Raw genomic sequence first — 11,594 nt, forward strand, 5'->3', positions numbered from 1 at the left:
TCAAGACAGCGGACTCAGGGACAGCGGACTCAGGGGGTCGGGACGATGTCCGGGGCGCCGCGGCGGCGGGCGTCGGCCTCTTGGTCGCCGTCCTGCGCCTGCGAGTCGCGTTCGGCCTCGACCCGCTTGTGGTAGTACTCGATCTCGCGGTCCTTCTGGTCCTTGGTCCAGCCGAGCACCGGCGCGAGCAGCTCCGCCGCCTCCTCGGCCACCCCGACGCCGCGGTCCCACGTCTCGATGGAGATGCGGGTACGCCGCGCGAGGACGTCGTTGAGGTGCCGCGCGCCCTCGTGCGTCGCCGCATAGACGATCTCTGCGCGCAGGTAGTCGTCGGCCCCGGCGAGCGGCTTGCCGAGATCGGGCTGTTCGCGGATGAGATCGAGCAGGTCCTCGGTCATGGTGCCGTACCGGTGGAGCAGGTGCTCGATCCGGGCGACGTGCACGCCGGACTTCTGGGCCAGCCGGTACCTGAAGTTCCAGAGCGCCTGGTAGCCCTCACCGCCGACCAGCGTGATGCGGTCGGTGCACGACTCGGCGACCCGCCCGTCGAGTCCGTGCGCCACCGCGTCGACGGCGTCCTTCGCCATCACCCGGTAGGTCGTGAACTTGCCGCCGGCGATGATGACCAGCCCCGGCACGGGGTGCGCGACCACGTGCTCGCGGGACAGCCTGGAGGTCTCCTCCGACTCGCCGGACAGCAGCGGCCGAAGGCCCGCGTAGACGCCTTCGACGTCGTCGTGGGTCAGCGGCGTGTTCAGGACGGCGTTGACGTGTTCGAGAACGTAGTCGATGTCCACCTTGGACGCTGCGGGATGCGCCTTGTCCAGGTCCCACTCGGTGTCGGTGGTCCCGACGATCCAGTGCCGGCCCCATGGGATCACGAACAGCACCGACTTCTCGGTGCGCAGGATGATTCCGGTCGAGGAGTGGATACGGTCGCGGGGAACGACCAGGTGAATGCCCTTGGACGCCTTGACGTGGATCTGCCCGCGGCCTCCGACCAGTTCCTGGATGTCGTCGGTCCAGATCCCGGTCGCGTTGACGACCTGCTTGCCCCTGACCTTCGAATCCGTGCCCGACTCGAGGTCACGGATCTGTACGCCGGTGACCCGCTCGCCCTCGCGGAGGAAGCCGGTGCACTGGGTGCGGGAGGCGATCTGCGCGCCGTAGGCGGCGGCCGTCCGCAGCAGGGTCATCACATAGCGCGCGTCGTCCATCTGCGCGTCCCAGTACTGCACGGCCCCGACGAAGGAGTCCTTGCGGAGCGACGGAGCCAGCCGCAGCGCCTGCCTGCGCAGCAGATGGCGATGCCGCGGTACGCCCCGGGTGCTGCCCATGGAGAACGACAGCGCGTCATAGAGCGCGATCCCGGCGCCGACATAGCCCCGTTCCCACATCCGGTGGGTCAGCGGGAACAGGAACGGCACCGGGCGCACCAGGTGCGGTGCGATCCGCTGGAGGAGCAGGCCGCGCTCGGTCAGCGCCTCGCGGACCAGATCGAAGTTGTACTGCTCCAGATAGCGCAGTCCACCGTGGATGAGCTTGGAGGAGCGCGACGAGGTGCCCGAGGCGAAGTCGCGCGCCTCGACCACCGCGACCGACAGGCCACGGGTCGCGGCATCGAGCGCGACGCCCGCTCCCACGACCCCGCCGCCCACCACGACGACGTCGAACTCCTCGGCCGCCATCCGCTCCAACGCGACCTCACGCTCGGCGGGACCGAGACGCGAGCCGCCCGGTCCCATGACGGCCGATCCCCCAGATGTCATCGTGTTTCCCTCCGACTGTGGCACCGTGCGTACCTACCCAACGGTAGGACGTGGATTCACGAGACTCCCACCGCACCCCGGGATGACGCTGACAGAAACCCCTTAATGTGGCGCGACCACGACCTGAACCCGCTGGAACTCCTTCAGATCGGAGTAGCCGGCGGTGGCCATCGCCCGGCGCAGCGCGCCGATGAGGTTCATCGAACCGTCGGCGACGTGCGAGGGCCCGTAGAGGATCTGCTCCATGCTGCCGATGCTGCCGAGGTTCACCCTGGCGCCACGCGGCACCTCGCCGTGATGCGCCTCACTGCCCCAGTGATAACCCCGGCCGGGTGCCTCGGTGGAACGGGCGAACGGCGAGCCGACCATGACGGCGTCGGAACCGCAGGCGAACGCCTTGGCGATGTCGCCGCTGTTGGTCATCCCGCCGTCGGCGATGACGTGGACGTAGCGGCCACCGGACTCGTCGAGGTAGTCCCGGCGGGCCGCCGCCACGTCGGCGACCGCCGACGCCATCGGCACCGCGACGCCGAGGACCGTACGGGTGGTGTGCCCCGAACCGCCGCCGAAGCCGACGAGCACGCCCGCCGCTCCGGTGCGCATGAGATGCAGCGCGGCGGTGTAGGTGGCGCAGCCGCCCACGATGACCGGCACGTCTAGGTCGTAGATGAACTGCTTGAGGTTGAGCGGCTCGGCCCGGCCCGAAACGTGCTCGGCGCTCACCGTCGTGCCGCGGATCACGAAGAGGTCCACGCCCGCGTCGATGACGGTCTTGTGGTACTGAGCGGTGCGCTGCGGCGACAGCCGCGCGGCGACCGTCACGCCGGCGTCGCGGACCTCCTGAATCCTGCGGCCGATCAGCTCTTCCTTGATCGGCTCGCCGTAGACCTCCTGCAGCCGCCGGGTCGCCCGCACCTCGTCGAGCGAGGCGATCTCGGCGAGCAGCGACTCGGGGTTCTCATAGCGCGTCCAGAGTCCCTCCAGGTCGAGCACGGCGAGCCCGCCCAGTTTGCCCACGGCGATCGCCGTGGCCGGGCTGACCACGCTGTCCATCGGCGCGACCACCAGCGGCATCTCGAAGCGATAGGCGTCGATCTGCCACGCGACGCTGACCTCCTCGGGGTCGCGCGTACGACGCGACGGCACGATGCCGATCTCATCGAAGGCATACGCCCGCCGCCCGCTCTTACCCCGCCCGATCTCAACCTCAGCCACTCTGCCGGTTCCTATCTACCCTGATAATTGGGGGCTTCGATGACCATCTGTACGTCGTGCGGATGGCTCTCCTTCAGCCCGGCCATCGTGATCTGCATGAGCGTGCCGCTCTGCTGCAACTCCGCGATCGTACGGGTCCCGGCGTACCACATCGCCTGCCGGAGGCCCCCGACGAGCTGATGGGCGACGTTGGACAGCGGACCCCGGTAGGGCACCTGGCCCTCGATGCCCTCGGGAATGAGCTTCTCCTCGGCGTCCACGTCGGCCTGGGAGTAACGGTCCTTGGAGTAGGACTGGCCGCGCTCGCGGTTGCGCATGGCGCCGAGCGAGCCCATGCCCCGGTACGACTTGTACTGCTTGCCGTGTACGAAGATCAGTTCACCGGGGCTCTCCTCCACACCGGCGAGCAGGCTGCCGAGCATCACCGTGTCCGCGCCGGCCGCGATGGCCTTGGCGATGTCGCCGGAGTACTGCAGCCCGCCGTCGCCGATCACCGGGACGCCGGCCGCGCGGCCCGCCCTGGCGGCCTCGTAGATCGCGGTGACCTGGGGCACGCCGACGCCGGACACGACACGGGTCGTGCAGATGGAGCCCGGTCCGACACCCACCTTGATCGCGTCCGCGCCCGCGTCGATCAGTGCCTTGGCGCCGGCGTACGTCGCGACGTTGCCGCCGACGACCTCTACGCGCGAGTTGGCCTTGATCTTGCCGATCGTGTCGGCGACCCCCTTGGAGTGGCCGTGCGCGGTGTCGACGACGATGACGTCCACACCGGTCTCGATGAGGGCCTGCGCCCGCCTGACGGCGTCCTCGCCCACGCCTACCGCGGCACCGACGACCAGCCGGCCGTCCGCGTCCTTCGTGGAGTCGGGGTACTGCTCGCTCTTGGTGAAGTCCTTGACGGTGATCAGCCCGCGCAGCCGGCCCTGGGCGTCGATCAGGGGCAGTTTTTCGATCTTGTTGTTGGCCAGCAGCCGGAACGCCTCGTCACGGGTCACATCGACCGGCGCGGTGACCAGCGGCATCGCGGTCATGACCTCTTGTACCGGCCGGGCCTGGTCGGTCTCGAACCGGGTGTCGCGGTTGGTGACGATGCCGAGGAGGATCCCGTGTTCGTCCACGACGGGCACGCCGGAGATGCGATAGCGGCGGCACAGGTCCTCGACGTCGGCGAGGGTGGCGAACGGCGAACAGGTCACCGGATTGGTGATCATGCCGGCCTCGGAGCGCTTGACCATGTCGGCCTGCTGCACCTGGTCGTCGATGGCGAGGTTGCGGTGCAGGACCCCGACGCCCCCCTGACGGGCCATCGCGATGGCCATCCGGGCCTCCGTCACCGTGTCCATGGCCGACGACACGAGGGGGATGCGGAGCGATAGGCCACGCGTGAGGCGGGTCGAGGTGTCGGCGTCACCGGGCTCCAGGTCGGAGTAGGCGGGCAGCAACAGCACATCGTCAAAGGTCAGGCCCGGCGGGGCGAACTTCGCGGGATCTGCGGCGGGGTTCATTTGCAACCTTCCTCGGCTGATGGCAGGCGTCCGGCCAGGTCACGGCGCTCTCATTCATCGTAGGCGGTCCGGCACCGCCCCGGTGTGACGCCCCGACCACTGGGCCTGCGGCGTCCGGCACCGGCCGAGGGCGCCGTCGAGCACGGCTGCTCCGAGGGTGACCGAGGCCGGTCGGTGTTGCCCTGCGCCGGGCCGAGCGCAGTAGCGTGGGGGTGTGCACGACGAAGCCCCGCCCGATCCGTTCGCCGGTGACCCTGATGATCCTGCGGCCGGCCTCGGTGACCCCGGTGACGAGATCACTCCACTGAGCGTGGCGGAGCGCGAGGACGTGCTGGCGGATCTCGCCGATCTCGAGGTCTTCCGGGCGCTGCTCGAACCCCTGGGCGTACGCGGGCTCACCGTCGACTGCGACGACTGCGGCAAGACCCACTACATCGACTGGGAGCTGCTGCACGGCAATCTCCGCCACCTGCTCGACCAGGGGCTGCCCCGGGTGCACGAGCCGGCGCTGTCCCCGGATCCGGTCGACTATGTCAGCTGGGACTACGCACGCGGCTATGTCGACGGTGTGATCGACAGCGAGGAGGGCCGCGGCTCCTAGCCGCTCAGCAGGGCCCGGGCGACCCCATCGGCCCGCGCGTCTTCGCCGATCGCCGCTCGGCTGGGCACGGGTCGGTGGCTCCGGGTTCGTCCTGCCCGTCCTGCCCGCCCTGTTCGTCCTTGCGGGGTGTGACCGGCCCGTCCGGGCCCGTCGGCGTGACGGCCCGAGGCGTCCGGCCCGGTTCTTGATCACGAGTCGGCTCATCGAGGGTCGGGGCGTCCCGCACCGTGTCCTGCTCGCGCTCCTGGTCCTGGTCGCGATCCGGGGCGGCGCCGGGGCGCGGGCGCGGCCGGTCGGTCTCCTGGTCGCCCGCCGCACCCCTGGAAGCGCCGTCGGTCCCGGGTCGCCAGGTGCCGGACGCGGTCGGCGCCGGGACCATAGGGCCCACCGGGCCCTCCACCACGGACCGGCCCGTACCCCTGACCTGCGCCCGGGAGCCCGCGTGCGGCTGGGCGGACGGCTGGTGCACGCCGATCGACCTCTCGAAGGTCTTGCCCAGTTCACCGCTCGCGGCGGCCACACCCGTCGTGCCGAGCACCGCGGTGGAGATGCCGAGTGCCATGAAGGTGCGCGCTCCGCGCCGGCGCGGTCGCCCTTGCGGCGCCGGTGCGGGCGCAGGAGCGGCCGACGGTTCCGGTGAGCGCTCGGCGGACACCTCTGGCGCCCCCTGGTCGACGTCGACGATGAGCGACTGGAGCAGCCGGACGGCCGGATCGTCGCCGTCCGCGGGCCCCGCCGTACGTGGGCCGGGCGCGACGGCGAACCTGCGTTCCGAAAGGGCGTCGACGACGGCGTCGGTACGGCAGATCGCGCTGATGGTCAGCGGGGCCGCGAGACCGCTCTGCGGAACGTTGACCGGCCTGCCGTCGCGCCTCCCGGTCAAGGGATCGACTCCTCGCTCGCCATCGCCCGGAGCCGGGTGAGAGCCCTGTGCTGCGCCACGCGGACCGCGCCTGCCGACATGCCGAGAACGTTACCGGTCTCCTCGGCCGACAGTCCGGCCACGACCCTGAGCATCACGAGTTCGCGCTGGTGATCGGGCAGGCGGTACAGCAGGTTCTTGGCCCGCTCGGCCTCGGTGTAGCGCACCACGGTCTCTTCCGGGCCCGGCCGTTCGTCCGGCCCGTCGGGCAGGTCCTCGGTGGGCACCGCCGCCCGGATGGCGCTGCGCAGCGCATCGGCGATCTTGTGCGACGCGATGCCGAACACGAACGACGCGAACGGGCGCCCCATGTCCCGATAGCGGGGCAGCGCGGACAGCACCGCGATGCAGACCTCCTGGGCCACGTCATCGGCGATGTGGTAGTGCCCGGACACCCGGCCGAGCCGGGCACGGCAGTACCGGACGATCATCGGGCGGACCTCACCGATCAAGACCTCGATCGCGCCCGGATCCCCCTGTACGGCGAGGGTCGTCAATTCCTTCAGGTCGCTTTCGTCGGATCTCGCCGTGCGCACCGCTCGCGCTCTCTCGACAGCGCGCGGTGTCGCGGGCCCAGCGATCGCTCCCTCGGTCACGTAGAGCATGATGCACAGCGATTTCGGGCGTGTCGCCACTGTTCCTTACAACGGAATGGTCACAGTGCTCCACCTAACGCCGGAAAATCACTTTTCGTAGTCGACTCATCGCAGAATGTGCGGCACTTCGTTCGTCTCCGGACACGAGGTCCTACGGCGGAACGGCGGTCAAACAGCGAGGCCCCCGCGACGGCGGGGGCCTCACAGTGTCCGGTCAACTGGACGATCACTATCCGATCAGTGATTGATCAGTGGCGGATCAGTATTGAACCGGTGTCCGATCAGTGACCGTGGCCATGGCCGTGGCCACCGCCTGCGGCCGGCTCGTCATCGGCGGGCTTCTCCACCACGAGCACCTCGGTGGTGAGGAGCATGCCGGCGATCGAGGCGGCGTTGGTCACCGCGGAGCGGGTGACCTTCACCGGGTCGATGACGCCCTGGGCGACCAGGTCGCCGTACTCGCCGGTGGCGGCGTTGTAGCCGTGCCCGGTCGGCAGGTCGCGGACCTTGGCGACGACGACGTAGCCCTCCTGGCCGGCGTTCTCGGCGATCCAGCGGGCCGGCTCGCCCAGCGCGCGGCGGAGCGCCTCGGCACCGGTGGACTCGTCGCCGGACAGCCCGAGCGCGTCGAAGCCCTCCTTGGCGACATGCACCAGAGCGCTGCCGCCGCCGGCGACGATGCCCTCTTCGATGGCCGCGCGGGTCGCCGAGATGGCGTCCTCGAGGCGGTGCTTCTTCTCCTTGAGCTCCACCTCGGTCGCGGCGCCGACGCGCAGCACGCACACGCCGCCGGATAGCTTGGCCAGCCGCTCCTGGAGCTTCTCGCGGTCCCAGTCGGAGTCGCTGTGCTCGATCTCGACCTTGATCTGCGCGATGCGGCCGGCGATGTCGGCCGAGTCACCGGCGCCGTCCACGATGGTGGTCGTGTCCTTGGTGACGGTGATCCGCCGGGCGCTGCCCAGCACGTCGAGGCCGACGCTGTCGAGCTTGAGGCCGATCGACTCGCTGACGACCTGGCCGCCGGTGAGGGCCGCCATGTCGCCGAGCATCGCCTTGCGGCGGTCGCCGAAGCCGGGGGCCTTGACCGCGACGCTGAGGAAGGTGCCGCGGATCTTGTTGGCGACCAGCAGGGCCAGCGCCTCGCCCTCGACGTCCTCGGCCACGATGAGCAGCGGCTTCTTGCTCTGGGCGACCTTCTCGGCCAGCGGGAGGAACTCCGTGACGTTGGAGATCTTGCCTTCGACGATCAGCACGTAGGAGTCCTCGAGGACCGCCTCCATGCGCTCGGCGTCGGTCACCATGTGCGGGGACAGGTAACCCTTGTCGAACTGGAGGCCCTCGGTGAACTCCAGCTCCAGGCCCATGGTGTGGGCCTCCTCGACGGTGATGACACCGTCCTTGCCGACCTTCTCGAACGCCTCGGCGATCAGCTCGCCGATCTGGCCGTCCTGGGCCGAGATGGTCGCGACATGCGCGATCTCGCCCTTCTCCTCGACATCGCGCGCGACCTTCAGCAGCTGGTCGGAGACATACGACGCGGCCGCGTCGATGCCGCGCTTGAGCGAGAGCGGCGACGCGCCGGCGGCGACGTTGCGCAGACCCTCGCGCACGAGCGCCTGCGCCAGCACGGTGGCCGTGGTGGTGCCGTCGCCCGCGATGTCGTTGGTCTTGGTGGCGACCTCCTTGGCCAGCTGAGCACCCAGGTTCTCGTACGGGTCCTCGAGCTCGACCTCGCGGGCGATCGTCACACCGTCGTTGGTGATGGTGGGCGCGCCGAACTTCTTGTCGATGACGACGTTGCGGCCACGCGGGCCGATCGTCACCTTCACGGCGTCCGCAAGGGCGTTGACGCCGCGCTCCAGAGCGCGGCGCGCGTCCTCTTCGAACTCCAGGATCTTCGTCATGAAAGTCCTCTCGATCTACCGGACGCACTACCGCGCGTCCGCTCACAACACGTCCGCCCCGGCCACCCCTCAAGGGATGACCGGGGCGGATGCATCACGTCAGGCGTGATTACTTCTCGATGACCGCGAGTACGTCGCGAGCCGAGAGAACGAGGTACTCCTCGTTGTTGTACTTCACCTCGGTCCCGCCGTACTTGCTGTAGAGCACGATGTCGCCCACGGCGACATCGAGCGGAATCCGCTTCTTGCCCTCGTCGTCCCACCGGCCCGGGCCTACGGCAAGGACAGTCCCCTCCTGGGGCTTCTCCTTGGCCGTGTCTGGAATGACCAGGCCCGACGCGGTGGTCTGCTCGGCCTCAAGCGGCTGGACCACGATGCGGTCCTCGAGCGGCTTGAGAACAACCTTGGTGGCGGTCGTCACGATCTGACCTCCCCTTCGATTGCGATCCTCGGCTGGCCGGATGGACCAGCCGCACGTTTGTAAAGAGGCGACCCTGGTCCGGCCTGTCGTCGCGGGTGCCAGCCCGGCCTGGTCGCTGTGTTGGCACTCTCATGATGAGAGTGCCAATCACGAACAGTATGCCGTGCTCCGGACCTCGTCAACATGGTGCCTATGGCCGCCGTGTTTCCTGGCCTCGCTCCGTTCATGGGCTCGCTCCGCTCGCCGGCGAGCGGGCGCCTTGACGCGGCGGCTTCCCTCGTCGCTCCGGTCGCAAGCTCCCTGCGCTCCTCAGTCCAGCCACCGCGCGCCCGCTCGCGGCGCCCATGTCCACGGTCTCGGCTCTACGGCGGGAGGTGGGAACCATTGATCATTTGGGCTCGGCACATATAAAGAGGATCCCGTGCCGCAAGATCTTATTGTATATGGCGCGGTCGATTGTTCGACAATGATCTCGGTGGCCCGACAAACGCCAAGTCATGACGGGCAACGCACCATGACCGAGCAAATCCTGCGCCTTTACCGGCGGCACTCTCACTAGGATCACCGAACGGCGGCAACGTCGCATCCGAGGCGCGCGAGACGGATAGGTGTCCAAGACGTGCAGATGAATGGGGATCAACGATGGCGGAGGTGGCCTTGCACTGCCCCAAGTGCCACGCTGGAATGGCGAGCTTCCAGCAGAGCGGCATCATGGTCGAGCAGTGCGCCACCTGCAGGGGCGTGTTCCTCACCGAGGCCGGACTCGCCCGCCTCATCGACGTCGGCGGTGCCGGGCACGCAGTGCACGCGGCGCCCGCCGCGCCGGGAGGACCGGCGTTCAACGGCTACCACAGGCAGACCTACGAAGGTCGGCACCGACGTGGCTGAACCGGAGCCCCTGAGCACTGAGGGGGAACTGACAAATTACCCTCCACCTGGACAGCGACCGGCATATCGCGCCACTGGGATAACGTTCCTATTCCGCGCGGAACTTACCGCGTTTTCCCCTCCCGCTTATGCGCACTCTGTTCACGCACTACAGTGAGCTTTTCACGATTCAATGCCGCCGCATTTTTCGCGGTCGGCACACGAAGGAGCGTCGGGTGGAAACGAATCACAACTTCCTGCAGACGGGGGGTCAGCCGGTCTCTGACCGGATGCGGGAGTTGCTCGCCCGTGCGGCGCAGGACAACGTGTACGAACAGCGCTCACAGGGTCAGGTGCTGGACGAGATACGCCAGCGGCTTGAAGGCATGGAGTGGCTGCTCCGCGAGGTCCGGGAGCGCGAGCTCAGCGGTCTGACCGGCCAGCTGGACAGCGTACGGGGTCAGGTCGACGAGCTCTCCGCCAAGCCGCCGGAGTGGGCGGAGGGTCTCGCCGAGCACATCGAGGCCGTCGGGGAGCGGGTCAAACCCGTGGCCGAGCTGCCCGCCCTGTGGGCCGACGTCGGGGTCGTCGCAGAGAACGTCGACGAAGGGCTGTCCCGGCTGCAGTCCGTCATCGACTCCGCGCAGCACCTCGTCGACGCCACGCAGCAGGCGACGCAGCACATGGAGGACATGGGCAAGCGGCTGGACAAGCTGCAGGGCAGCATGGAGGCGGCATCCGTCCGCTTCAACCGCCTGGACAAGTCCCTGGCCGAACTGGGGCATCGGACGGAGAAGCTCGAGCACTCCATCACCGGGGTCGGCACCAGGGTCGACCAGTCGCTGAGCGAGATGGGCGAACGGATCGAGCAGGGTCTGGACGCCGTCAGCGGCCGGGTCGAGGGCGTGAGCGGCCGGCTCGACGGAGTCGACGGCAGCCTGGACGGGATCGACGGCCGGCTAGAGGGGTTGTCGGGCCGGTTCGACGGGCTGGACGGCAAGCTGGAAGGCGTCACGGGCCGGGTCGACTCGGTCAGCCAGCGCATCGGCCAGCTCCCCGCCGCACTCGAGATCGGCGAGCTGCACCGCAAGCTCACCGAGCTGGTCAAGCGGCCCTACACCGACCACGGCGACCGCTTCGACGCGCTGGAGAAGCGGCTCACCGAGGCCGTCGACCCGCTCATCGACGAGCTGCGGGCCCGTCCCGATCGGGACGAGGTCAAGGACATGATGTCCAAGATCGCGGAGTCCGCCTACGGCGACGTCACCAGGCGCCTGGACGAGTTCTCCCGCCGCTTCGAGAGCGTGCACGAGGACGCGCGCAAGCGGGTCGAGGGCATCCACGACGAGGTGACCAGGAAGGTCGACACGGCGCTCGAGGAGTTCACCACACAGGTCGACATCGTGTCTCGGCGGGTCGAGTCGGTGCACACCGACGTCACCAAGCAGGTCGAGTCCGTGCACAACGAGATCGCCAAGCAGGTGGGCGGCATCCACGACGACGTCACCAAACGTATCTACGGGATCCACGAGAACGTCACCAAGCAGGTCGACGGAATTCACGAGGACGTCACCAAGCGGGTCGAAGGCGTCCACGAAGAATTCGCCAAGCGGAGCGAGTCGGTGCAGGACGAGGTCGGCAGACGGCTCGACGGTGTGCAGGACCAGGTCGGCAGAAAGGTCGACTCGGTGCACGAGGACGTCAGCAAGCGCATGACGGCCGTCCACGAGGATGTGCTCAAGCGGCTGACCACGTTGGAGGAGACCATGCTCGCACTCGCCGAGGCGCTGC

10 protein-coding genes are annotated in these 11,594 nt (G+C 68.8%); 3 read left to right on the top strand and 7 right to left on the bottom strand.

The window, feature by feature from the left end; genetic code table 11:
• Positions 1 to 29 precede the first annotated feature (29 nt).
• The 3 genes from glpD to guaB all read right to left on the bottom strand — a co-directional run bounded on the left by glpD (position 30) and on the right by guaB (position 4,492).
• Positions 30 to 1,769, bottom strand: coding sequence for a glycerol-3-phosphate dehydrogenase (gene glpD / locus HKK72_RS03495; protein WP_261986498.1), 1,740 nt, complete (start codon positions 1,767 to 1,769; stop codon positions 30 to 32).
• Positions 1,770 to 1,871: 102 nt separating this feature from the next.
• Positions 1,872 to 2,984, bottom strand: coding sequence for a GuaB3 family IMP dehydrogenase-related protein (locus HKK72_RS03500; RefSeq protein ID WP_187232744.1), 1,113 nt, complete (start codon positions 2,982 to 2,984; stop codon positions 1,872 to 1,874).
• An 11-nt stretch (positions 2,985 to 2,995) separates the two neighbouring features.
• Positions 2,996 to 4,492 carry an IMP dehydrogenase gene (gene guaB, locus HKK72_RS03505; protein WP_187232745.1) on the bottom strand — a complete coding sequence of 499 codons (1,497 nt, stop codon included), beginning with the start codon at positions 4,490 to 4,492 and terminating at the stop codon, positions 2,996 to 2,998.
• 214 nt (positions 4,493 to 4,706) lie between these two features.
• Here guaB and HKK72_RS03510 point away from each other — a divergent pair, with 214 nt between their 5' ends.
• Positions 4,707 to 5,093, top strand: coding sequence for a DUF5319 domain-containing protein (locus tag HKK72_RS03510; RefSeq protein ID WP_187232746.1), 387 nt, complete (start codon positions 4,707 to 4,709; stop codon positions 5,091 to 5,093).
• A gap of 4 nt (positions 5,094 to 5,097) precedes the next feature.
• On the opposite strand, the gene HKK72_RS03515 is transcribed toward HKK72_RS03510, so the two are convergent.
• The 4 genes from HKK72_RS03515 to groES all read right to left on the bottom strand — a co-directional run bounded on the left by HKK72_RS03515 (position 5,098) and on the right by groES (position 8,939).
• Positions 5,098 to 5,976, bottom strand: a complete 879-nt coding sequence (locus HKK72_RS03515; RefSeq protein ID WP_187232747.1) for a hypothetical protein — start codon at positions 5,974 to 5,976, stop codon at positions 5,098 to 5,100.
• Positions 5,973 to 6,620 (bottom strand): sigma-70 family RNA polymerase sigma factor, encoded by a 648-nt coding sequence (locus HKK72_RS03520; RefSeq protein WP_187232767.1) that lies wholly within the window; start codon positions 6,618 to 6,620, stop codon positions 5,973 to 5,975. Before HKK72_RS03520 ends, HKK72_RS03515 begins: the two co-directional genes overlap by 4 nt.
• 272 nt (positions 6,621 to 6,892) lie before the next feature.
• On the bottom strand, positions 6,893 to 8,515 hold the full coding sequence (groL, locus tag HKK72_RS03525; RefSeq protein WP_187232748.1) for a chaperonin GroEL: 1,623 nt from the start codon (positions 8,513 to 8,515) through the stop codon (positions 6,893 to 6,895).
• A gap of 109 nt (positions 8,516 to 8,624) precedes the next feature.
• Positions 8,625 to 8,939 carry a co-chaperone GroES gene (gene groES / locus HKK72_RS03530; RefSeq protein ID WP_187232768.1) on the bottom strand — a complete coding sequence of 105 codons (315 nt, stop codon included), beginning with the start codon at positions 8,937 to 8,939 and terminating at the stop codon, positions 8,625 to 8,627.
• Between the two features lie 639 nt (positions 8,940 to 9,578).
• Between groES and HKK72_RS03535 the strand changes: the two genes are divergently transcribed.
• Together HKK72_RS03535 and HKK72_RS03540 are read left to right on the top strand one after the other, a co-directional pair.
• Positions 9,579 to 9,824 carry a zf-TFIIB domain-containing protein gene (locus tag HKK72_RS03535; RefSeq protein ID WP_187232749.1) on the top strand — a complete coding sequence of 82 codons (246 nt, stop codon included), beginning with the start codon at positions 9,579 to 9,581 and terminating at the stop codon, positions 9,822 to 9,824.
• 215 nt (positions 9,825 to 10,039) lie between these two features.
• Positions 10,040 to 11,594 (top strand): hypothetical protein (locus HKK72_RS03540; RefSeq protein ID WP_315987055.1); only part of this gene is annotated, 1,555 nt, incomplete at its 3' end.

It is taken from the genome of Actinomadura sp. HBU206391, from assembly GCF_014323665.1.
GTDB lineage: Bacteria > Actinomycetota > Actinomycetes > Streptosporangiales > Streptosporangiaceae > Actinomadura_C.